We start from the raw sequence: 23,509 nt of genomic DNA on the forward strand, positions 1-23,509 counted from the left end.
GCCTTCTTAATCACAATTTGTGTTTATTACGTAGTGCATTGATGACTGGATTTACTTAAAGGGTGACCTAAGAAAGCTTTCAATAAGAAAGCGTAATAAGGACAAAGGAGCCGTAAAAAATAAATCAAAGTAAAAAAACAAAGGTGAAAGAAGTGGCGAATAAAGTAGGCCTATGCCCCTGTTGCAAGCGAGAAACGCGCCTTACGTTTCATCATCTTATTCCGCGAAAGATGCACAGGCGTAACTACTTCAAAAAGCACTTCAACAAATCTGAGCTTCAAAGCGGCATTTATATTTGTAGACAGTGTCATAGCGGTATTCATCGATTTTACGATGAAATGACATTAGCTAAGCACTATCACAACCTACAGCGTTTGCTAGACGACGAGCAGTTAGCGTTGTTTTTTCATTGGGTATCGAAACAACGGGTACGGGTTTAACCCTATTTGGCAGAAATGAAGACGCATTTAATTTGATTATTTAGGCTGTATAAATATACACTATCGTCGATTTCATAGCCAAAGATTGCCCATGCGAAAAGATTTACCGCCTCGTTATTACTTGACCCATTTTCACGAGTTTCTTGCGTTTTTTGAAGGCGCAAGCAGTGCATTGTTAAGTGAAAGTGCCGCTGATTTCATTCAGCGCTTTAAAACGCTTGATGACGATAAGCAGTGTATTGTTGTGCGTGCGGCAAATCGCAAATACGCGGTGATAGACAGAACCCAGTTCAACTATGCAGAAATTAACTATCCCCAGCAGCAAATTGATTGGCTGGTAGCGCAAGGTTGGTTTGGCGATTTAACGCATGCTTCATTTAACGACATCGCTGGTGTACTAACGAAAGAGGCATTGCTAGCAATATTGTCTGAGTATGGCAGTGTACAAGGGCTGGCTTCGCTTACAAAACCAAAACTGGTTGCCTTGTTAAGCGAGCATATAAATACCCGCGGCTGGCCTGAAAGCTTTTCTCTAGAAAATTATCTTGTGTGCTTGTTCGATGAGGCTCTTCGCTTTTTGTTGTTTATTTATTTTGGCAATACTAAAAGCCGGCTTAATCAGTTTTCTATGCGCGATCTAGGCGTTATGAGAACTCGGTCCGACTCGGTTACCGATACTGCGCGCTTTGAAAGTAATAGTGATGCGCAAGCGGCATGGTTTTATGCTAACCATTACAGCCAACTGGCGTTTTACAACGATGATAGGCTGCTTGAGCTAGCGGGCGTAAAATTCCCTCAAACCGAAGAGGTTTCGGCGAGTTTTTATCGCGATCAGCTGCTTTATGCATTAGGTCTTAAAGTACTGGCGTTTGATAAAGAAAAAGGACTAGAGGTTCTGCAACTTGCTCAAAGCGATAAAGCGAAAGAAAAGTGGCTTAGAGAGAGTTACAAAGACGGAAAAGAAGACGAGGTACGACACGAATTAGAGTCGATTATAGATAATCCCCAATCTGACACCTTGCTTGCTTTTGCCGAAGACTTTTATGCCCGTAAATACCATAAAAAGCGTACTAGCACAGTCACCGATATGCTGCGTAATGCCAGTCGCACACTGAACATAGATGTAAGCCAGAATCAGCAAGTGGAACGTGGTGTGCTAGCGCATTATGCCAGAAACGGCATTGAAGGTTGGCGTACTGAAAACCGTTTGTGGCGCAGTTTATTTGGTCTTACATTTTGGAAACAGCTGTACGAAGAAGACACGCTAGTGACTGAGTTTGACCGCAGGCCTTTATCGTTAAAGCAAAACAATTTCTACGCAAAGTTTGAAAGCAGTATTGAAGGCTTGCTCGATGAATTAGACAGCAAAGAGAAACTGCGCTTTCACATTCACAAGATGGCTACCGCTCACTATGGCAAGGTAAATAGCTTATTTATGTGGTCTAGCCATTTGCTGACACCTATCGAGGCGCTAATTGAGCATGGTTCGCTAAGCGCGATTTATTCATTGCTTAGAATGATGTGCAAAGACTTTGAAAGCTTACGAGATGGCTTCCCCGATATTATGGTATTTGATGGGGCGCTTCGATTTGAAGAGGTGAAAGCGCCAGGCGATCAGCTTCGTCGCAATCAGCTGGTGTCTATTCAGCGATTGCAGCAAGCAGGCTTTGACGTTGCTGTTACCACCGTTAAATGGGTTCGTGATCCTGCTCAGCCCTACGTGGTAGTAGACATTGAGACGACGGGCGGTAACAACAGTTATAACCGTATTACCGAAATTGGCATGGTTAAGTTGGTTGGGGGAGAAGAAGTCGACAGGTTTCAAACCCTTCTTAACCCGCAGCGGCGCATTCCAAGCAGTATTACTAGGCTGACTGGCATATCAGATGACATGGTTGCCGATGCCCCACTTTTTGCTGAAGTAGCAGAGCATATTGCTACGTTTACGGAAGATGCGGTGTTTGTGGCACACAATGTAAATTTTGACTATGGGTTTATAAAGCAAGAGTTTGCAAGGCTAGATCAATCGTTCAGGCGACCTAAGATGTGCACGGTCCGCGAAATGCGGCGTACCTACCCTGGGTTGCCGTCTTATTCTTTGGCAAATCTAACGAAGCATTTCCATATAGATATGGAGCAACATCACCGTGCGCTAAGCGATGCTAAAGCGGCTGCCGAGCTTCTAAAACTCGCCTTTGAGAAAGATGATGAACTTACTGCCGCTGGTGATTTGGCGTAGTACATTTTACAACGATATTTGGCGCTTAAAGTTGAACGCAATTGCCGGTTTACAAGTATTTACTGTGTTTACTACATGCACTTTGAGACGTAAGACATGGCATTAACAGAAGAGCAAGAATCACGAATTATAGAAATGGCGTGGGAAGACCGCACGCCATTTGAAGCAATTGAGCATTTATACGGGCTTCCTGAAAAAGACGTAATAAAACTGATGCGCAAAAATTTAAAACAGAAAACCTTCAAAAACTGGCGAGAGCGTGTTTCTGGCAGAAAAACGAAGCATAAAAGCTTGCGCCCTGAAGGTGTGGATAGGGGCTATTGCCCATCTCAGTACAAGGTGAAAAGCGCCAACAAGTAGCGCTTTTATCCCTGCCTGAACAGCAAAGACTTATGCTTTGTCACTATTCTTCGGATGGAACAATCGTTGTTATTGGCAATAAAAATGCGGTGAGCTGTTGGCGTAACGGCGTTGGAAATACAAAGGTGTTTTCAGATTGCGTAACGCTTTTAGCAAGATGCACTTGGCGCAACAGGTTGTTGTAGGTGTCGTTTTGTTGTTGAACCTCTTCCACTTTCGCCATCATCTGCTCGATAAATTCAGCGGGCGATAAGTTTTCTTGTTTCTTTATTTCCATAGCGAGCGATTTAAGTACGTACGCTTCCCACTCTTCTCTGTAGCTGTCTTTTAAACGTTCGGGAAATAGAGCCAAGTCTGCTATGTCTTGAGCCAAGTCGACAATATCGAGAGGGTTATCGAATAAAACACGAAACGCTAGCAGCGTTTCATCTGAAAGTTGAGAGACAGGAAGTTGTTCTTTAAATTGCGAATAACGGCTTGTCATATTAACCCCTACTTTTTTACCACTTAAAACGAGCCGCTGAGCGAATCGTATTAGACTAAAGTTTAATAAAGTTGGGCGTTATATTGAAGGCAGGGATATTAAAAATACGTAATTTAATGTTCTTGAACTACAGACAGATATTGCCCGTATACTATTTTGCACTGTTAAAGTGTGTACGCGTTCTTGCTGTTTGGCCCATCATTTGATGGGCCCTTTTTTTACTTGCTCCACGCTTGGCTAGTTTACAAATTAACCTTTGAAAGACAACTTAATACCCGCTAATAAACGGCTTACGCTGTCAACAACGTCAGTTCTTACAAACCATTCAGCACTAAGCGCTACAGAAGAGTAATAGCGCAAGCGATATTGCTCTCTACTTGGCCGATTAGAACGGTTGTCGTATCTAACTTGTGTGAAAACGGCGGCGTTGTTTGGCTAGCTAATGCACAATACGGCGACGCAACGAAAAATAGTAAACCGATAAAAAGAAAACAACGCACGTAAAAAGCTCAAGTTGGCACAGTTAAATTGGTTGCTGCATTAAACCTAATAAAATCTGACAAATGAATGACGGCGAGATAGAAATAAGCAAAAAATAGCCGGCAAAGGGTGCCGGCATTAAGTGGAGTGGGACTCCAATGAGGGTAAAACTCATAAAAAGGATAAAACACACAATAAGATTCAAGGGAGATGTCTTAAAACTTGTATGCAGTATAGAGTGAGTTTTTAACTAAGAATATCGTTAAAAATTGATTGTACTAATCGTAAAAATAGAATGTGCTGAATAGCGAGAAAATTGGGCTACACAAAAAACTGCGTGTAGCCCAAAGGGGGGATTAGGCTAGACCTAGTTTCTTCTCTAGATAGTGGATGTTAGTACCACCAGCGAAGAAGTTTTCATCGGCCATAATCGTGCGTTGAAGCGGTATATTGGTTTTAATACCGTCTATAACAATTTCTTCCAGCGCATGGCGCATACGAGCAATGGCTTCGTCTCGGCTTTCACCAAAGGTGATAAGCTTACCAATCATTGAATCGTAATAAGGCGGTACGTGGTAACCAGCATAAATGTGCGATTCCCAGCGAATACCTAAACCGCCTGGCGCATGGAACATATTGATTGGTCCAGGGCTAGGAATAAAGGTTTTTGGATCTTCAGCGTTAATACGACATTCAATGGCATGGCCGCGAATTTGAATTTGCGACTGATCAATCGACAATGGTTGACCAGCGGCAATGCGAAGCTGCTCTTTGATAAGGTCAACGCCAGTGATCATTTCAGAAACCGGGTGCTCTACCTGAATACGGGTATTCATTTCAATGAAATAGAACTCGCCGTTTTCGTAAAGGAATTCGAACGTGCCTGCGCCGCGATAGCCAATTTCAATACAAGCTCGGCGACAGCGATCACCAATTTTGGTGCGCATTTGCTCTGAAATACCAGGAGCAGGTGCTTCTTCTACTACTTTCTGGTGGCGACGCTGCATTGAACAGTCACGTTCACCTAAGTGAATAGCGTTACCTTGGCCGTCAGCTAGAACCTGAATCTCTACGTGACGAGGGTTTTCAAGGAATTTTTCCATGTAAACTGTAGAGTTACCAAAAGCTGCGCCTGCTTCTGCTTGCGTAGTTTCAATGGCTTGAATTAGCTCTTCTTCGCTGCGCACAACGCGCATTCCGCGACCACCACCACCACCAGCGGCTTTAACGATAATTGGGTATCCAATGCGCTTCGCAATAGCTTTATTACGTTCAACGTCGTCAGTAAGCGGGCCATCAGAACCTGGTACACAAGGTACTCCTGCTTTTTTCATTGCGTTAATCGCTGAAACTTTATCACCCATAAGGTTGATGGTTTCTGCTTTAGGGCCAATGAAAATAAAGCCGCTTTTCTCTACTGCTTCTGCAAAGTCAGCATTCTCAGAAAGAAAACCGTAGCCTGGGTGAATAGCAATAGAGTTAGTAACTTCCGCTGCCGCAATAATGCGTGGAATATTCAAATAGCTCTCGGTTGCTGATGCCTTACCGATACAAATTGATTCGTCGGCGAGCAACACGTGCTTTAGGTTTTTGTCCGCAGTCGAGTGCACGGCTACCGTCTTGATACCTAATTCTTTACAGGCTCTCAAGATACGTAGGGCAATCTCGCCACGGTTAGCAATAAGTACTTTATCTAGCATGGTTAAGCACTCGCTTATTCAATGATGAACATGGGCTGGTCGAATTCTACAGGGTCTTGGTTCTCAACTAGGATTGCTTTCACCACGCCTGCTTTGTCAGCTTCGATTTGGTTCATCATTTTCATTGCTTCAATGATGCAAAGTGTGTCGCCTACTTTCACTTGCTGACCTACTTCTGCAAACGGCTTCGCAGTTGGTGAAGACGCACGGTAGAACGTACCTACCATTGGAGATTTAACCGCGTGACCTTCTGGCTTAGCTGGCTCGGCCGGTGCTTCTGAAGCAGGCGCGGCTGCTGGAGCAGGAGCCGCTTGTGGTGCAGCAGGTGCGGCAAAGCTATAGTTCATTGGCGCTTGAACACCAGTTGGGCCACGGTGGATGCGTACAGACTCTTCGCCTTCGGTAATCTCTAGCTCGGCAATGCCAGATTCTTCCACTAGTTCGATGAGTTTTTTAATCTTTCTAATATCCATGTTCTGTCTCTGCGTTATTTTTGCGATTTCGGTAAATTGATTGCTGCAGTTAGCGCGAGCGAGTAGCCCATGGCACCAAGACCAACGATGACGCCAGCTGCAACATCAGAAAAATAGGAATGATGACGAAACGGTTCACGGGCGTGAACATTCGACAAATGCACTTCAATAAACGGGATATTGACACTTAACAAAGCATCGCGCAGGGCAACGCTGGTGTGCGTGAAAGCAGCAGGATTAATAATAATGGCATCAACAGAACCCATTGCAGCATGTACGCGATCTACCAGCGCATGTTCAGCATTAGACTGAAAATGCGATAGCGTTACATTGCTTGACTCAGCCTGCGCCTGCAAATCATCGACGATGTCTTGCAAGGTTTGCGTGCCGTATTTGTCTGGTTCTCTTTGGCCTAACATATTTAAGTTAGGGCCGTTCAATAACAAAATATTCATCTAGATTGCTGCTATCTTCGGGAAAAAGTCACTGTAATTACCATTTCAACAAATTTTTGTGACAGTTGCACGAAAAAAAGCCAATTGATTTGCTCGTTTATTGTGTTAATTGCTGATTATAGTGATAGATAAAGATTTCGCAGCAAAATACTGGTCTAATCAGGTGTTTTCGCCGCAAAGTTTGTGGGGTCTTTACGTTTTAAAGCGTGCTGTGCCGCCTTATTGCGCTTAATCGGCAAGTGAGAAAGGCACGCTGAAGTACTTGCCATGGTACTTAGCTACGTAAATACCAAAGTGCAGGTGGGGTAAAGATGAGAAACCGGTATTGCCTGTATAACCAATAAGTTGGCCGCGTTGTACGGTTTGACCACGGCTTACCGCAACGCCCTTGTGCTTAAGGTGATAGTACTCGCCAGTTGTACCGTCGCTGTGCAGAATAACCACATAGTTCGCATATTTGGCAAAGCGCGCAGACGCACCGCCTTTTTTTCCCGTGTCTTTTGTGTCAATTACCACGCCTTCTCTGGCGGCAAGAATAGGTGTGCCCACGGGGGCAGCAAAATCTAATGCATACTGCGAAGCACCGGAATGACTGAAAGCGCCGTTAAAGCCCTGCACAATGCGATATTTGCCTGCCGGCTGTAACGGTGAAAGATAGTCGTAGTTGTTATCGTGCTTGGCGTCTATTTCACCTACCGTCCATTTAACGCGCATAGAATGCCAAAAGTCGTTGGCATTTTTTACCGCGCCTAGCAGCACACTTTTGTCGGTATTCAAAAAGGCATTTGCATGCGCTTTGGGTGTAAGGGCATTCGAATTGGTTGGCACGTCATAAAGCGCTTTGGCGTAAAGGGTAAGCGCGACGGGCAATGAAATTTGCCGCTTTACTGAAACCTTATAAAGTGAAGACGATGAGGATTTCGTTAGCTCAAAACAAAAGCGGTTATTGTCGAAGCAGCCCGTCGACTTAGCATCGGCGGGCTTTGCGACTGAAAACGTAAAACAAAAAAGCGCGAACATAAACATTACGCGCCCTGTTTTAGACAAATGTAAAATAGGAAGGCGAAGTACCGCGTTCCAAGCACTGTGAGTAAAGGTTATTCGCCTATCGGCTTTAGTTAGGGCTAACATTCTTACCGTCATTATCGACAGGTGCATGGTTCAGCCATTCGTTAACGTGGTTTGCAAAGGCGTTGGCCTTCATAAACCCGGTAACGCGCGCTCGCGTTAGTTCGTCTCCGTTTTGGTCAAAAAACAAAATGGTAGGAAGGCCAAGCACCGTGAAGATATCAAATATTTCCTGTCGTTGGGGTGTGTTATCGGTCAAATCCATTTGCATCCAAACCGTATTAGAAAGTGCGCTCACCACTTTTTCATCAGGGAAAGTGTATTTCTCGAACTCCTTACATGCCACGCACCAATCGGCATAAAGGTCGACCATAACGCTTTTACCTTCAGCGTTGGCTGCGGCTATTTTATTGCGTAAGTCTGTTAAATCCTTCGCAATAATGAAGTCAGGATGGTCTTCGTGTGCACCATTTGCTTGTTCGCCCCAAAGACCCACGTTAAGCCCAGCTTGATACGTTAGCCCTGCACTTCCCATAATGCCCATTGCTACCAGTACGGCACGTACTAGCTTCATCAACGAGTTTTGCGTGGCGCGATTAATAACCCAGTAATACCCAAATAGGCCAAAACCAAGCAGTGCCCATAAGAAGTTTGTCATTGGGCTGTTGTATAAACGCTCAATAAACACAATGGCTACTGCAAGCATCATAAAGCCGAATGTCACCTTAACCACATTCATCCAGTTGCCCGCTTTGGGTAACAGCTTACCGCCTGTCATGCCAAACAAAATAAGCGGCACGCCCATGCCGATACTGAGCAAATACAGGGAAACAAACCCTAACGTCATATCACCGGTTTGGGCGATAAATAGCAAAATGCCAGTAAGCGGAGCGGTAGTGCACGGAGACGCTATAAGACCCGACAGTACGCCCATTACAAACACGCCTGCGAAGCTGCCCGGAGTTTGGTTGTTGCTCATATGAGTAAGCTTTTCTTGGTATTTCGCAGGTAGCTGTATTTCAAAGCCACCAAATAAAGCAATGGCTAGAGCTACAAATAGAACAATGAATACACCAAGTACTACAGGGTGCTGCAGGGCTGCCTGAAACTGAGCGCCAGCCACTGCCACCACTAAGCCAAGCAGTGAATAGGTAATGGCCATGCCCTGAACATATACAAACGTAAGCCAAAACGAATGAGACAGGGTTTTAGGTTTGCCTTGACCAATAACAATACCAGACACAATGGGGTACATAGGAAACACGCAAGGGGTAAATGCCAAACCAACCCCCAACGCAAAAAATAGGGTCAGAGTAAGTAATAAGTTATCTTTGTCGATAAGCCGCTGGGCTAGATCAAACTGCTCACTTTGCGACGATGGCGAGCCCCCAACTTGGCCTGCTTTCTCATTGCCACTTTCATCATTACTTTTAGGATCGGCAACTTCGTTTAAGTACACCACTTTTACCGTAGGCGGATAACAAAGACCAGCATCGGCGCAGCCTTGATAACGAATCTTTACCACCCCGTCGCTATCGGCATGGCTGATGGGAACTGAGATAGACACGCTGTCGTAAAACACTTCAGACTCGCCAAAGAACTCATCTTCTATGACCACCCCAGTGGGAAACGTGGGCTCACCAATGTCTGCTTGTTTAGCCACAAACTTGAACTGTTTGCGGTACAGGTAATAACCGTCTGCAATATCGAATGTTAGCGTAAGCATGTTTTCATTCTGATTGAAGTCAAACGCGAACGCCTGCTCTACATCAAGAAATTGAGGTTCACCGACAAAAGGGTCGTCAAAGGCGCTTGGCACTTGCGCAAAAGTTGCGCCGCTAATTAGCGGAAATAAACATAACGCCGTTATCATTAACGTGGTAAATCGACTAAACAGTGAAGCTAACAGCTTGGTAGGCAACAGAAAAACGTTGGTCATAGGTTTACAGTTCATTTAATTGTATTTTTAATATCAGTTATTTGGTTTGGCTATTGTTGTAATACAGTTTGAAGCCATTGGCCGTAAGCGCTACTTGCTTCAGCGTTAAGCTCTAGCCATTCGGGTACGTCATAAGGATGAAGCTCGCTCACCTTGTCAAAAGCTTGCAATACATTTTGTGTATTTGTTTTTATCAGCAACTGGCACTCTGTGTCAGTTTCAATTTGCCCCTGCCATTCATACACAGACTCAACGCCTTTAATAATATTCACGCAGGCGGCAAGTTTGTCTTTCACAAGCGTACTTGCTATCAGCTGCGCTGTTTTTTCATCGGGTGTGGTACACAATACAAGCTTTATGGTCATGAGCTAATCTTACCTTTTCCGCGCTTTCCGCATTCTTATCCTGCGGCCATTTAGTAGACCTAAAAAGTAACAATATTCTTTCATACACAAAGTATATCACGCTTGTAATCGGTCGCTTTTAGTGACCATTTAAGCGAAAGCATGGCACCTTTTCTTGTTATTACGCTCAAAGACCCTATAACAGCTTATGAATACATGAAAGAGGAAGTATTTTGCGGGTTTTATTTTTACTGTTTGCCCTATTACCTATTTTAGAAATTGCGCTACTTATCAATGTTGGCAGCGTGATTGGTGGTTGGAATACCGTAGGCTTGGTTATTCTGTCTGCCTTTATTGGTGCCTATTTTGTAAAACGCGAAGGCATTAATACCCTTCAAACTGCGCAACAGAAAATGCAGCGCAACGAAGTGCCAGGCAAAGAGCTGGTAGAAGGGTTAATGCTTGTTATAGCGGGCGTTTTATTGGTTACCCCTGGTTTTATTACCGACATTTTTGGGTTTTTATTAGTAATGCCGGGCTCGCGCCAGTTCTTTGCATCGCAAGTAAGCAAGCACATGAAAATGCGCGTTGTTGCTCCGGGCATGGGAGCAGGTGCAGGAGGTTTTGGTCATGGGCAATCGCCCTTTGGGCAACACCCATTCGATGAACGCCCTCGTTCTCACCAAAGTGGTGACGATGTTATTGAAGGTGAATATACCGATCACACCACCAACGACCCTGATAAACGCTTGAAATAGCGCCTTCTATTCTTTGTTGCCTTCATACGCCGTTTGCAGTAGCAAACGGCGTTCACCAAGCGCATAGCGCTAAAATAATTCTTCCAATAAAAATAAATATTTAGCGAAAAAACCAATTTTTTTACATTTTTTTGCTTAAAAACCCTTGAAGTTGTCTGGGTACTACCCCATCTATCCGTGCAGATAAGAATTTAACTGCTCATTAATGAGCAATCCAGGCACGCAACATTCAGACGGTCTGAGTGTTGGTAATCACATAAACTTGAATAGTGGAATTTTCAGGAGACTTGAAAATGGCAATTCGTCCTTTACACGACCGCGTAATCCTTAAGCGCGCAGAGCAAGAAAGCAAATCTGCAGGCGGTATCGTTCTGACTGGTTCTGCAGCAGAAAAATCTACACGCGGCGAAGTAATCGCAGTAGGTAACGGTCGCATTCTTGAGAACGGCGAAGTTAAAGCGCTTGACGTTAAAGTAGGCGACACCGTTATTTTCAACGACGGTTACGGCGTTAAAACAGAAAAGCTGGATGGTGAAGAAGTACTAATCCTAAGCGAAAGCGACATTCTAGCGATTGTTGAGTAATAACAACTAACGTTAAAACGAATTTTAGAGGAATTTAATCATGGCAGCTAAAGAAGTACGTTTTGGTGATGACGCTCGTAGCAAAATGCTAAAAGGCGTAAACACACTAGCTAACGCAGTAAAAGTAACACTAGGTCCTAAAGGCCGTAACGTTGTTCTAGACAAGTCTTTCGGTGCACCAACTATCACTAAAGATGGTGTGTCTGTAGCGAAAGAAATCGAACTTGAAGACAAGTTCGAGAACATGGGCGCACAAATGGTAAAAGAAGTTGCGTCTAAAGCGAACGACGAAGCAGGTGACGGTACAACTACCGCTACTGTTCTAGCGCAAGCTATCGTAACTGAAGGTCTTAAGAGCGTTGCAGCGGGTATGAACCCAATGGATCTTAAGCGCGGTATCGATAAAGCCGTTGCAGCAGCAGTTGAAGGTCTTAAGTCACTTTCTACTGATTGTGCAGACAGCAAGTCTATCGCTCAAGTAGGTACTATCTCTGCAAACTCTGATTCAGAAGTTGGCGACATCATTGCTCAAGCAATGGAAAAAGTAGGTAAAGAAGGTGTTATCACTGTAGAAGAAGGTCAGGCACTTCAAAACGAACTAGACGTTGTTGAAGGTATGCAGTTTGACCGCGGTTACCTATCTCCATACTTCATCAACAACCAAGAAAACGGTACTGTTGAACTAGACAACCCGTTCATCCTATTGGTTGATAAGAAAATTTCTAACATCCGCGAACTACTTCCTACCCTTGAAGGCGTAGCGAAAGCTGGTAAGCCGCTTATGATCATCGCTGAAGATGTTGAAGGCGAAGCGCTTGCTACACTAGTAGTAAACAACATGCGCGGTATTGTTAAAGTTGCAGCGGTTAAAGCACCAGGTTTTGGTGACCGTCGTAAGGCAATGCTTCAAGACATTGCTATCCTAACTGGCGGTACTGTAATCTCTGAAGAGATTGGCCTAGACCTTGAAAAAGTTCAGCTTGAAGACCTAGGTACTGCTAAGCGCGTAGTTATCAACAAAGACAACACCACTGTTGTTGACGGTAACGGCGACCAAGAAGCGATTGAAGGCCGTTGTGCTCAAATCAAAGGTCAAATTGAAGACTCTACGTCAGACTACGACAAAGAGAAGCTTCAAGAGCGTCTAGCTAAGCTTTCAGGCGGTGTTGCAGTAATTAAAGTTGGTGCAGCAACTGAAGTTGAAATGAAAGAGAAGAAAGACCGCGTAGAAGACGCACTACACGCAACTCGCGCAGCGGTTGAAGAAGGTGTGGTACCTGGTGGTGGTGTTGCTCTAGTTCGCGCAGCAGCTAAGCTTGCTGACCTAACTGGCGACAACGAAGACCAAACAGTAGGTATTAAGCTTGCACTACGTGCAATGGAAGCGCCTCTACGTCAAATCTCTATCAACTCAGGTGCAGAAGCATCTGTAGTTGTTAACGAAGTGAAGAACGGCGAAGGTAACTACGGTTACAACGCAGGTAACGACACTTACGGCGACATGCTAGAGATGGGTATTCTTGACCCAACTAAAGTAACGCGCTCTGCACTACAGTTCGCATCTTCAATTGCTTCACTAATGATCACAACCGAAGCAATGGTAGCTGAACTACCTAAAGAAGACGCACCTGCAATGCCTGATATGGGCGGCATGGGCGGAATGGGCGGCATGATGTAATCAATTGCTGCCTCTTATAGTCCTTTAAAATCATTAGTTTACATTTAATGTATACGGTTAAGTAAACGCAAATGTAGACACTGATGTAGGACGAAAAGAAGCTTTACTTTAAGAAAGGCGTTGGGTTTATACTCAGCGCCTTTTTGTTTGTAAATAACAAATTAGTTTAGTAGCTTACTTACCAATATAAGGTTGATAGCAAGGAGGCGTTAATGAGCGATGTAGTAGGTGGGATTTTATTGATGCTTTCTATCTTGCTGGTTGTGATTGTTATTTCAGAATTGCTTGGCTTTCACGCTATTTTCAAGTCACTTTTTCGGATAGACCACGCTCCTCTTTTCAAGATAAAGCTTTTCTGGTTCGCTACTTTATTTCCATTAGCAATTGCGCTTGTACTTTCAATACCAATGTTCTCGTCTACTAAGTTCGATTTAACGCCACAAGGGTATTCAAAATTCGTAGAGCTATTCTCGTTCCCTCTCTGGATAGCGTCCGGCTCCATAATTTTTGGCGTACTCGTTGGGAGGTTTCACGGTTCTGTTCAGCGGTATGAGGCTCTTCGTCAAACAGAGAGTAACAATAATTTTAGTAACTTTATCGAACATAAAAAGCTCTTTTTTGAGAAGTTGGATTTTGACGGCATAACTTTTAAGGCAAGGCTTACTGTAGAAAGTGATGAGGAGAATCTTCATTTAAGCGATTACATTATGGACTTTCGCTTAGATAAAGAGCGACTGTACAAGTTTTTCTTCTCACAGAATTCATATAAAAATTTTGACATAAGCAAGCGGGTTAATTTAATTGAAATGTCAGAGATAGATATTTCAGTAGATGCGAAACAACTTGATGAAAAAGCGCATAATATGCTTAAGACTTTGTCTGACATTACGGGCGTTACGTTAAAGAAGGGCCTCAATGAAGAGCAATTTTGGAGTTACGAGCAAACCAACTATCCATACGACCACGCATACAGTAAATTCGCCAATTTACAATGCTTTAGCTTAGTTTTAAGATATCTTGATGGTTTATTATTACCATTGTCTGATTCGGTTTTGAGCGATGATTTTGGCGAATCGGATTTATTTTTAATTAAACCGTTTAAGCCTTGTGAAATCAGCTTTAGTCGTCTCAATTGCTACCGGCACGCAGAACAAAGCAGCTTAAATGCAGCTCTAAAGAATACTTCTTTCGTAAGCAACCGGAGCAACTAAAGGGGGCCTAAAAATGCCGTATCAATGGCAAATATGTATGAGCTTTATAAGTCTGTATGGTCAATAGGGGGCCGTTCTTTCAACAGGCATTAAACACTCACTTTGGTGGACGTTCAGGAAGCCTTGTATTTCTAGTCTCGATAAACTCTGGAAAAATCCATAGCTAACTCTAATTAGCCAACCTCTCAATTTGTCGTTTGGTTCACAGAGTCTTTGTGTTGTCTTCGAGTTTGGTCAAGATGACTACTGCGACTTGCTTGAAGATTGTCTTAGGTGACTTCCTGTGGTGCGTAAAGGCTCACTGCGGGGGAGTAGAGGCTTTATCATTGTCGATTTGGCCCCTAACACTTTTGTAGTCAAAACTTTACTTTTAACTCTCAACCTAATCTTTAGGAGCAGTCTTGTCGTCTTTTACTGCGTTGGACTTCAGATAGTTGATAAAAGATGCACAAGAGACTGTAAAGAATTTTGCGTCAGATGCAGTCAATTCAGGCTCATCGAGCATAGCATGTCTAATTCCTCCCTCATCATTTGTATAACCATACATAGCCGAGAAAGCATCCTTAAGCGCAGGGTGTAGTTTTTTATTTCGCTCTAGCTTAGTAAGAGCCTTGCCTAATGTTGCTTTTGAGTCTCCTGTAATTTCTTTTGCTACGCTTTCTACAGCCGAAATTGCCTCTTTAATAGAGTTGCGATAATCTGGGTTTTCTCTTCTAGACAAATGCTGCACGGCACTTTTCATGTGTGACTGAGCGCCTTTAAAAGGACTCTCGGAAAGTGCCTCTTGCAAAGACTCAATTTCAGCATCATCAGTTACTTGCACTAACATACTGTCAATTATGCGAAAACCTGAAAGCTCTCGTTCAAGAACTAAATTTAAGTTATCTACCAACTCATCGCTTGAAACGGGTGAATTCAGTACGAATTCTATGAACTCGTATACTTCGTACCACTGGCCTTCAAAAAAATGCTGCCTTATTGTCTTCATAATGGCCACAGGATTAATAGGCATGTCGTCAATCGGCCATTTGAAGTAGCCAAGCCAAAGTGATTTTCCGAAAAAAAGTATTGTAGGCTTACCACGCAAAGAGCTTTTAAAATCAGAAGCAGACCAAACCTTCAAGTCGAGAATATTCCATAAGGTAGTTCTCAAGTCTGAAGACATGCTTTCAGTTTGAAGTCCACTTTCAATCGGGCTAATTCCAATTCGCTGACTAAATTTCATAATATTTTAAACCTTCCTTGGGCGATAACATGAGGAGTCATATTCAGGTTGTAAGTTTTTTAAGTCAAGGGTTCATCTAATACTGCTAATTATGGTACTAACGGCTTCAAGCAGTCAGCCTCGTGAACTCTCTCGACATACTGCCAAAGTTCCTCTTTATTTATACATCAGAGAAAAGCGTATGTGCCCTGCTAGTTCGTAGCGATGTCTTCAGGACAACTCATCTGCTTTAGCGCTGTCGCAAAGTGACCTCTAAGCAAGTGTAAGCCTGTCTTGTAGCCTTCAACCTTTGGTGTACTTCAATAACCTTTAAGTTTATTGTTTGGTTTGAAGATCGACCAGCAGCGTCCCTGCGTTGTCTTTGCGCTGCTCATTTAGTGCGTAGAGGCATTCCATTGAAGGAGTTTAGGCTTCTTAATTGTCGTATTAGCCTTACAGCTTTTTGTGATTAAATGAATTGATATTCACTGAAGCTTTGCATGAACCAGCGAAAGTTGGTCATCAATAGTTGTTAAGTTAAAGCCGTTTCTTAAGGTCGACAAGGATTGCATTTTACTGTCACGATATGCTTGCTCTACTAGTTTTATATAACAAGGAAAAAGTGAGCCGGCATGTCTCGAAGTAAAAGCGATAATATCCAAATAGCCGTTATCGTCTATCAATTGAATGTGTTTTTTAGCATTTAGTAACTTTTGGTCGTCTCGTAGAGCTTTTCGCTGTTCTTTATCTGTAGTGCCGTATTTCCTTTTGGCGTATATCTGACGGATGCCTTTGATTATTTCTTCCGTCTTATAAGCGAAAGAGCATATCGTCGGTTTCCAATTGTTAGTTAAGCTATATGCTGTTCTAAATGTAGGTGTCCATAACCCTTCATGAGCAACCTTATTTCTTATGGCCTTACCTATGATGTATAAGCATTGCTGGTCATGCGAGAAGGTGAAGTTGTTGACCTGAGGCAAAGTATCAATGACTTCTTTTATGGCACCAGCATTGATGAAATAGCTCTGAAGCTCCTTGGCAGCCTTGATATATGAACTGCTATTCGTACTGTCAGGTCTTTCGACTTCTTTCAATACATCAATTGCTTCCAATGATACCAATATTCCTTGAAGTACTTGAAAATACTCCATGTATAGGGTTTTCTGCTCGTCAGAATCATAAGCCTGTATTTGTTCGAAGTCTTCCATGTTAAATTTCCCCTAAAAAGCAATTGAGACTGCTTGGTAACTTACGTTCAACCACAATTCTCTTATACTGAAATGTCTTCTCTTCTTCCGACCTGTCTAGTTGAGTATATGAACTATAAATTTCATATGTAAAGCACCAAAGGCTAAAGTTGTGCATTGGAATTGCCTCAAAGCTCTCCGCAGTTCTATATCTCTAGAGCGTGTTGTCTATTCAATAAGTCAAAAATGCAAAAGTCTGACTTATTTAACTTTTATGGTTTAGTTGAATTGTTGATTTAGCGAAAATAGCGAGCAATAAATAACTAGGAAGGAAATAAAATGCACAAAAAACTGAGAAGAAAGCTAAGATATAGCATTGTTTACGTGAGGCTCATCTGTGACCAGTGTACTCAGCTAATAAAGTCGGTAATCAAGTTGTTAGATACCGTTCATGAATTATTACGCAAAAAGTCTACACTTGTTGCGGCTGTCCGTATTTTTGTCAGGTCTCTGAATTTATAAATTAAGAGTTTACATTGGAGGCGCTGCTCTACAAGCAGCGCTTTTTTGTATCAACTACAGTCCAATGATTAATAAACCTTGCCCGCCTTTGTTTCTTACCATGTCCACAAACTGCTGCGTTAGCTTCATTCTTTCTGTTTCCAGTTCCCGAATTGATACAAATACCTGAAGGGTGTTGTCTTGTTGGCTTTGTGTGAATAGTAGGGATTGAAGTGTGCTTAAAAAATCAAAGCTGGTGGCATTGAATGAGAAGCTTCCCACAATGTTCTGGTTAAACGGGTAGGGCGTATGAAGCAAAATATTCGCACCGAATTCATTTACCTCCGTAATGGGCAAATAGCGTCTATACTTCTAATATAAAATGCTCGCGTGTTTGCTTGTGCAGATGCTTACTCGGATTAAGTACAAAAATTTTATATATATTTGCTAAAGCAAACCTTTCTTCCATATAAAGTCTCGACGACTCAAAGCCTTTTTATTTCAATTTGAACAATTACCAGTTCGAAGGAGTAAAAGACTATAGCTCGCCCTGCACATAGTTCGCTTCACTTTGCGATTCTATTTTTTGCAAAGCTTTAGGAGAGTATTATGACCTCTACAACAACGCCAAAGAAAAGGTTTAAAAAAAGAATATCGAGCCTTTTAGCTGGGTCAGTAGTAAAAAAGGTAATGGCTAATGTTGCTGATAAGAAAGTACGTGAGATAAGCAATTATTTTCCTCATTTTTTTACACCTAAGGTGGCCGAAACCGAAGCACAAAGAAATAGTACATTTTCAATTCGTCATGATGTGTTTAGCGAAGAGTTGGGGCTAGAGCAGCGTCGAGAAACATTATTAGAGTCAGATCAATTCGACAGATATTCTATCCATTGCTTTTTGCAACACCGGCCAACAGGAAAGCTTGCCGGTACAGTGAGAGTGGTGCGACCCAAAAACGAAAACCAGCCGCTACCAATGCAACATTACTTAGACGATGGATTTCATGATGAAGAAATTAGCCCTGACGATTTTCGGCAGGACAAAATAGCTGAAATTTCGCGCCTTGCCGTACCAAGAGAGTTTAGGCGTAAGCATGTTAAGTCTGAGTATAAGAGGAGGTTTCGTTCAAGGCGCTCACTGAGCAATGAAATTCAATGTTACCCGTACATAGCCATAGGTTTATACTTCACGGCGATGTCTGTATTGCTTAGAAACAACATTAATCATGCGTTTATCATGGTCGAGCCACGTTTGGCGAAAAGTCTGAAATTCATTGGTTTTCCGCTTGAGCAGGTCGGTCCTGAAACCGACTATTTTGGCCGTCGTGCACCTTTTTATATTCGAGTAAAGGCAACACCGTTCAAGCTCGGCAAAGGGTTTAACTCGTTATTTGAGTCTATTGACCAAACGCTTAATCACCAACAAATTGCACAACAGATAAAGAAACGTCTTCGCTAGTATTACGTTAAGTTAGCTTACGTTTTTCTTCGCAGAACGCATTTCATTCACAGTGAAGCCTATAAAGAGAAGGTTGCTTCACGCAGAGAACCTAAATGATGAGTGGCTAGTTATTCTACTGTCCACTCGTCTTACTCTCTAACCATCTAATACTTTCTGAAAAGGTGTCGGGTACGGCGCTGGCGTGGTCGCTATTAGCTACTATATTTAGCCCGCTAATTGATAAACCTTGCCCACCTTTGTTTCTTAGCAAGTCTACAAACTGCTGCGTTAACTTCATTCTTTTTGTTTCTAGCTCCCCAATTGATACAAATACCTGAGGAGTGTTGTCTTGTTGGCTTTGTGTGAATAGTGGAGATTGGAGTGTGCCTAAAAATTCAAAGCTGGTGGCATCGAACGACGGGCTTCCAAGAATGTACTGATTAAACGTGTCAGGCGCGTGAAGCAAAATATACGCACCGAATTCAGCACCCATGGAATAACTTAAATAAGCTCTATTGTTTGGTGATGTTCTATAGTGCTTTTCTACATAGCCGATGACGTCTTCTTGAATGAAGCGCAAGTGCTTATCGCCTTGCCCAAAATTATATTTAGCCTGTACTTCAGGTTTTTCATGTGCAACAAATGAGTAGTCTTTAAAACGGCTGGCAAATGCCCTTCGGTGCCCGTAGTCGATGTCTTCAGGCATATTTTGTTGCCATGAAATACCCACTAATATCACATCGGGCATAAGGAACTCTGTGACGCCCGACAGTAAGTCCATATGCCACACTGCATCGGTCGTATAAATGACTGGGTAGTGTTTAAGAGGGGCAGAGTCTGATGACGCAGTCTCGTGGGTTTTCTCGTTTACCTTATAGTCTTCAGGCAATTTTATATACAGCTCATACTGCCCGCCTGTTTCTTTATCTTTCAGGGGAACAACCTGCGTTCTTGGCATGGAGTAGGCGGTAGTTGCTGCGATTGCGGGCGGAAGTAAAAGTGGCAATATTGCCAAAAATAAACATAAAGTCAGGCGCATAGAAAACTCTCGTAATGTAATAGTTAGCCTTAACGGCAAAGTCATTACATTACACCTGAGCAATCAGATAGCTTGATGTGCTGCTGATTTTTGGCTGATTTACGCGTATTACACAGTAAGTACGTAGCTTTACTGTACGGTTAGCTCTACCACGTCTTTTCTGGCGGCTACCCGGTGCGTAATCAAAATTACGTTGTCGTTTACATCGGAAATATAGTCAACGGTATCAGGAAGCTGACCCAGTATTTCCAATTCACCTTCTTGAAGCGTGAAGCGCCATAGCTTGTAATCATCATTAACACCGTAAAGCGTGTTGCCTTTGGCAACGAAGTGCCTGTCGCTGCCTTGGCCCTGTAGTGCAGAAATAAGCGCGTACTCTACGTTGCCAGACTGCCAAAATCGCCCAGCTGCATCGGTATAAATGTGTGTGCCGTTGTCCGTTTGTACCGCCCATGTAACGTCTCGGTTGGAAAGCGTTGTGAAGTCTCCCGTTGTTAAATCAATACGCACAAACGTGATCACGCCGCGATGAAGAATATTGGCAAGTGCTAGGTGTTGCTCGCTGTCCCAGTGGAAAAGGCTGTACACAGGGTAGGGTAGGTCAATGTCGCTTACCTTACCCGTTAAGTCGAAACGCTTTAGCTCGGCAGAGGCATTTACTAAAATGCTTGCGCCGTCTTTTGCCCATTGAATATCGCGAACATAAGTATTGGTAGGAAAACGGCTAAATTGCTTACCAGCAATGGGGAATGTTGTGCTTTCAGCCTCGTTCGACACTGTCCATATCTGCGATGTGCCATCAGCTTCAGACGAGTAGGCGATAAGTGAACCGCCAGGCTGATACGAAGCTCGGCTTTCTTCTTTCATTGAGCGTACGAGCGTTGTATGCGCTATTTCCACTTGTTCTGGGTTGCTTATTTGAGCGCGTACTTGTGGTGAAAACTGTGAAAGCGGCACTGCAACAATGTCGCTATCGTAATGCCCTTTTATCGCCAGCATTTTCTTATCGAAAGGGTGGAAAAACGGTGTGCCAATGGCATCGGTTAACGGCATAGAAACACGGCTTATTGAACCGTCGAAGGCAACGGTAAAAAGCTGCTTGCCGGTGCTGAAGATAAGGTGCTCATCAACAGGTGAAAAGTTAGGGTAGATGTAGCTATATTTAGGTATTACGCTTTGGTAATCAATGGGGCTGCTTGAAAGCACATCGCCCGATGTGGTTAGCTTTTCAATATGAAGCTTGCCGCTTTCATGCACGGTTGTTAAAGCAATGATGTTGTCGCGCTTTGCGTAGTCAAACGACACAATACTGCCATTACTTACCTCATACAGCGGCGCGCTTGTATCATCACTTGTCGAGTACCCAATAAGACGCCACCGTCGTTGTGCCTTTTGTAGCAAGGCTATGGTGTCGTCATTAATCCAAATAGGGCTTTTAATTTCAGTGTTCTTACACTCCATAAGTGTAGTAGAAGGCTGGGGAGAGGACAGGGCCTTGGCAAAGTTTAGCGATTGCAGATAGAAGCATTTTTTCTGTTCTACAGGCGCTGTACAGTTGTTTTCCTTTACAAAGCTTAGCGTACTGCCGTCATGAGAAAACGCCAAACTGCCGTATGAACCAAGCGACTGGGTTAGCTGAAATTCTTGTTGCGTTTCAATATGCTTCGCCCACAAATGGCTTCGGCACATCACTTCGGGAAATCGCTGAAAAACAATGTATTGGCCATCAGGCGAGTAGGCACTGGCTAACTCTCGGTTGTCTGTCGAGGTAAGCATACGAATATCGTTTATTTGAAGTACGTTGCTAGGTTTAGATGACGGTATAAACGCTATAGCTATTGTCACCGCCGCTACTAAGCAAACGAGTAAAAGCGATAAAGTGAGCGAGGTCGTTTTTCGGCTGGTGGTAGCTTGTGGTTGGTGTGGAACGTCTGCATTTACCGGAGTGCTATAAATAGGCTTGGTATTAGTAAGCTGAGTGTCAATAGGCGCAGGCTCAATAGAAGTAGGCTCTAAAGAAGAAGTCTCGTCCCAACGAATGTCTGAATCTAAACTGTAGCCCTTCTTGGCGTGCGTTTTAATAAAGCTTTGTGCTTTGCCATCATCGCCGAAAGCTTTGCGTAGCTGAGCAATGCACCGCTGAAGCGTATTTGGAGAGACAACAGTGCCTTTCCACACATGGTTCAACAATTCATCTTGGCTAACTACCTCGCCTTGGCGTTCGGCTAAATACGTTAAAACAGCAAGTGCTTTAGGGGGAAGCGTTTGGGCTTGCTTGTTGTGTGTAATTTGGTTTCTGGGCACATCAACAAAAAAGCCACCAATCCAATATCGTTGTGTCATACGCACTCTAGCCGGTAAAAAAATTCGCGCATTGTGTTTAAAAACGCGCTCTTCATAGGTCATACCGTACCACTATAAGCTGTTGATAAGAATAAGATGTTTGCTGTGCAGGTACAAATCAGCGAAAAATCAGCGCTTTTTCATGTATCTAATGGTTTTGTCTGCAATGTTAACTGTGTCTGCGTTTAAGTGCGAAGCAAGAACATCGTGCTGCGCGCTGTTACCCATGGGCTAAGCGGCTCCTCCAAGGCTCAAAGAGACTATGCCTAAAGAGACTAAGCCCTATGAGAAAAAGCCCGAAAATAAAAAAGGAAAGAACATGACAGCAAGAACAAAGAGAAATTACGTGTCGGCACTTATGTGCTTAATAGGAATCAGCAGCACAGCTTCGGCATTAGCGGGCAGTAAGCAAAATATGCCGCCAACAGCGTCAAAGGAAGAGGCGCAAATTGTTTATTGGCGTATGCCTGAAATCGAAAAACGCTTTATGGATATTTCTGAACTTACCACGCCCTATGTGTCTTCAGCACCTGTAGATTTAAAAGACGGTATCGCCGTTGGCACACTTTCTAGCGCAGCTATTGATGAAAACGCGCTGGTTTCGTTGGCGAAAGAAATAGCCACTGGCGAGCACGGTAACTATGACAGCTTGCTCATTGCACAAAACGGAAAGTTGTTGTTCGAATCGTACTACAAACGAGGGCGGGTAGACTTATCTCATCCTCAGTCATCTGCAACGAAAAGTTTTACTTCTTTGGCATTAGGGCGAGCCATACAGCTTGGCTACTTAACCATGGATGATTTAGACAAACCCGTTCTTAATTTTTTGAAGCAGGTTGACCGAGCTTCATTGATAGACGGCGCTGATAACATTACATTGCGCCATGCGTTAACCATGACAACCGGCATTCGCATTGACGAAGACGGGTGGAAAGCGTTAGAAAAAGACAGCGCGCGAGTAAAAGGCCAAGGGGAAATTCAGGCTATATTAGAGGACAGCGACCCTATTACCAAAGATAGCCAGGTGTTTAAGTACGGCACTGGCCCACAGTTTGTCATGCAGGTAATCGAGTCTGTTGTGCCCGGAACTGCAAAAGCATTTATCGATAACGAACTATTTGGAAAGTTGGGTATTACGAATTACCACTGGCGCACGGCCCCCAGCGGCTTACCTGAATCTGGGTGGAAAGTCAGTGTTACCGCACGCGACATGCTTAAGCTTGGGCTTTTAGTAAGTGATAATGGCAAGTGGAATGGTGAACAATTAATATCACCGGCATACCTTAAACAAGCCACTAAAAGGCAGGTTCGTGTGGGGGATGACGATATTTTTGGTGGCGGTGACCTCATTTCAAATCAAGGGTACGGATACTTTTGGTGGGGAACAGACATGACGCTTGATGGGCAAACACACTACGCGTTTTCGGCGCAAGGCGGCGGTGGCATGTATATTCTGCTTATTCCCGACTTTGATTTAACCGTTGTGGTTACCGCTCACGAACGAGATGACATAACTCAACAGCTTGTCGCAAAGCGTATTTTACCTTTAGTTAAGTCAGCGAAAGAAAGCTAAACCACCCTA

The 23,509-nt window shown here is 43.5% G+C and carries 21 protein-coding genes; 9 read left to right on the forward strand and 12 right to left on the reverse strand.

The features are described 5' to 3' along the window. Positions 1 to 152 precede the first annotated feature (152 nt). From ACHUFN_RS10315 to ACHUFN_RS10325, 3 genes are all read left to right on the forward strand, one after another. On the forward strand, positions 153 to 440 hold the full coding sequence (locus tag ACHUFN_RS10315; protein WP_394222293.1) for a hypothetical protein: 288 nt from the start codon (positions 153 to 155) through the stop codon (positions 438 to 440). 91 nt (positions 441 to 531) lie between these two features. Then, positions 532 to 2,679 (forward strand): exonuclease domain-containing protein, encoded by a 2,148-nt coding sequence (locus ACHUFN_RS10320; RefSeq protein ID WP_394222294.1) that lies wholly within the window; start codon positions 532 to 534, stop codon positions 2,677 to 2,679. A 96-nt stretch (positions 2,680 to 2,775) separates the two neighbouring features. Further along, positions 2,776 to 3,039 carry a TIGR03643 family protein gene (locus ACHUFN_RS10325; RefSeq protein ID WP_394222295.1) on the forward strand — a complete coding sequence of 88 codons (264 nt, stop codon included), beginning with the start codon at positions 2,776 to 2,778 and terminating at the stop codon, positions 3,037 to 3,039. A gap of 43 nt (positions 3,040 to 3,082) precedes the next feature. Here the strand turns inward: ACHUFN_RS10325 and ACHUFN_RS10330 are convergent, their stop codons facing one another. The 7 genes from ACHUFN_RS10330 to cutA all read right to left on the reverse strand — a co-directional run bounded on the left by ACHUFN_RS10330 (position 3,083) and on the right by cutA (position 10,003). Further along, positions 3,083 to 3,523, reverse strand: a complete 441-nt coding sequence (locus ACHUFN_RS10330; protein ID WP_394222296.1) for a hypothetical protein — start codon at positions 3,521 to 3,523, stop codon at positions 3,083 to 3,085. An 836-nt stretch (positions 3,524 to 4,359) separates the two neighbouring features. Continuing rightward, positions 4,360 to 5,703, reverse strand: coding sequence for an acetyl-CoA carboxylase biotin carboxylase subunit (gene accC / locus ACHUFN_RS10335; protein WP_394222297.1), 1,344 nt, complete (start codon positions 5,701 to 5,703; stop codon positions 4,360 to 4,362). Positions 5,704 to 5,717: 14 nt separating this feature from the next. After that, complete coding sequence (accB, locus tag ACHUFN_RS10340) at positions 5,718 to 6,176, reverse strand: acetyl-CoA carboxylase biotin carboxyl carrier protein (RefSeq protein WP_394222298.1); 459 nt, start codon at positions 6,174 to 6,176, stop codon at positions 5,718 to 5,720. A gap of 14 nt (positions 6,177 to 6,190) precedes the next feature. Beyond that, positions 6,191 to 6,631, reverse strand: a complete 441-nt coding sequence (aroQ, locus tag ACHUFN_RS10345) for a type II 3-dehydroquinate dehydratase (RefSeq protein ID WP_394222299.1) — start codon at positions 6,629 to 6,631, stop codon at positions 6,191 to 6,193. 228 nt (positions 6,632 to 6,859) lie between these two features. Further along, positions 6,860 to 7,651: a M23 family metallopeptidase gene (locus ACHUFN_RS10350; RefSeq protein ID WP_394222486.1), complete on the reverse strand. Its 792-nt coding sequence runs from the start codon at positions 7,649 to 7,651 to the stop codon at positions 6,860 to 6,862. 94 nt (positions 7,652 to 7,745) lie between these two features. Beyond that, positions 7,746 to 9,572, reverse strand: a complete 1,827-nt coding sequence (locus ACHUFN_RS10355) for a protein-disulfide reductase DsbD (protein ID WP_394222487.1) — start codon at positions 9,570 to 9,572, stop codon at positions 7,746 to 7,748. A gap of 116 nt (positions 9,573 to 9,688) precedes the next feature. Next, complete coding sequence (gene cutA, locus ACHUFN_RS10360) at positions 9,689 to 10,003, reverse strand: divalent-cation tolerance protein CutA (protein WP_394222300.1); 315 nt, start codon at positions 10,001 to 10,003, stop codon at positions 9,689 to 9,691. 212 nt (positions 10,004 to 10,215) lie between these two features. On the opposite strand from cutA, the gene ACHUFN_RS10365 reads away from it, so the two are divergent. From ACHUFN_RS10365 to ACHUFN_RS10380, 4 genes are all read left to right on the forward strand, one after another. After that, entirely contained in the window at positions 10,216 to 10,740 is a 525-nt protein-coding gene (locus tag ACHUFN_RS10365) for an FxsA family protein (RefSeq protein ID WP_394222301.1), read from the forward strand. A gap of 293 nt (positions 10,741 to 11,033) precedes the next feature. Then, positions 11,034 to 11,324, forward strand: coding sequence for a co-chaperone GroES (locus tag ACHUFN_RS10370; protein ID WP_012520088.1), 291 nt, complete (start codon positions 11,034 to 11,036; stop codon positions 11,322 to 11,324). A gap of 40 nt (positions 11,325 to 11,364) precedes the next feature. Then, the gene (gene groL / locus ACHUFN_RS10375) at positions 11,365 to 13,002 is read left to right on the forward strand and encodes a chaperonin GroEL (RefSeq protein WP_394222302.1); all 1,638 of its coding nucleotides are present in this window, start codon (positions 11,365 to 11,367) and stop codon (positions 13,000 to 13,002) included. Positions 13,003 to 13,214: 212 nt separating this feature from the next. Beyond that, positions 13,215 to 14,213 (forward strand): hypothetical protein, encoded by a 999-nt coding sequence (locus ACHUFN_RS10380; RefSeq protein WP_394222303.1) that lies wholly within the window; start codon positions 13,215 to 13,217, stop codon positions 14,211 to 14,213. 382 nt (positions 14,214 to 14,595) lie between these two features. On the opposite strand, the gene ACHUFN_RS10385 is transcribed toward ACHUFN_RS10380, so the two are convergent. The 3 genes from ACHUFN_RS10385 to ACHUFN_RS10395 all read right to left on the reverse strand — a co-directional run bounded on the left by ACHUFN_RS10385 (position 14,596) and on the right by ACHUFN_RS10395 (position 17,462). Then, a complete protein-coding gene (locus ACHUFN_RS10385) occupies positions 14,596 to 15,438 on the reverse strand; it encodes an AbiJ-NTD4 domain-containing protein (protein WP_394222304.1) in 843 nt (280 codons plus the stop codon). A 464-nt stretch (positions 15,439 to 15,902) separates the two neighbouring features. Beyond that, positions 15,903 to 16,625, reverse strand: a complete 723-nt coding sequence (locus tag ACHUFN_RS10390; RefSeq protein ID WP_394222305.1) for a hypothetical protein — start codon at positions 16,623 to 16,625, stop codon at positions 15,903 to 15,905. A gap of 555 nt (positions 16,626 to 17,180) precedes the next feature. After that, positions 17,181 to 17,462, reverse strand: a complete 282-nt coding sequence (locus ACHUFN_RS10395) for a hypothetical protein (protein ID WP_394222306.1) — start codon at positions 17,460 to 17,462, stop codon at positions 17,181 to 17,183. Positions 17,463 to 17,714: 252 nt separating this feature from the next. On the opposite strand from ACHUFN_RS10395, the gene ACHUFN_RS10400 reads away from it, so the two are divergent. Beyond that, positions 17,715 to 18,563 carry a PEP-CTERM/exosortase system-associated acyltransferase gene (locus tag ACHUFN_RS10400; RefSeq protein ID WP_394222307.1) on the forward strand — a complete coding sequence of 283 codons (849 nt, stop codon included), beginning with the start codon at positions 17,715 to 17,717 and terminating at the stop codon, positions 18,561 to 18,563. A 115-nt stretch (positions 18,564 to 18,678) separates the two neighbouring features. On the opposite strand, the gene ACHUFN_RS10405 is transcribed toward ACHUFN_RS10400, so the two are convergent. Continuing rightward, entirely contained in the window at positions 18,679 to 19,629 is a 951-nt protein-coding gene (locus ACHUFN_RS10405; RefSeq protein ID WP_394222308.1) for an alpha/beta hydrolase, read from the reverse strand. A gap of 84 nt (positions 19,630 to 19,713) precedes the next feature. Continuing rightward, positions 19,714 to 21,927, reverse strand: a complete 2,214-nt coding sequence (locus tag ACHUFN_RS10410) for a winged helix-turn-helix domain-containing protein (protein WP_394222309.1) — start codon at positions 21,925 to 21,927, stop codon at positions 19,714 to 19,716. A gap of 319 nt (positions 21,928 to 22,246) precedes the next feature. Here ACHUFN_RS10410 and ACHUFN_RS10415 point away from each other — a divergent pair, with 319 nt between their 5' ends. Continuing rightward, a complete protein-coding gene (locus ACHUFN_RS10415) occupies positions 22,247 to 23,500 on the forward strand; it encodes a serine hydrolase domain-containing protein (RefSeq protein ID WP_394222310.1) in 1,254 nt (417 codons plus the stop codon). Positions 23,501 to 23,509 lie beyond the last annotated feature (9 nt).

Origin of the sequence: Alteromonas gracilis, assembly GCF_043642145.1 — a bacterium.
GTDB lineage: Bacteria > Pseudomonadota > Gammaproteobacteria > Enterobacterales > Alteromonadaceae > Alteromonas > Alteromonas gracilis_B.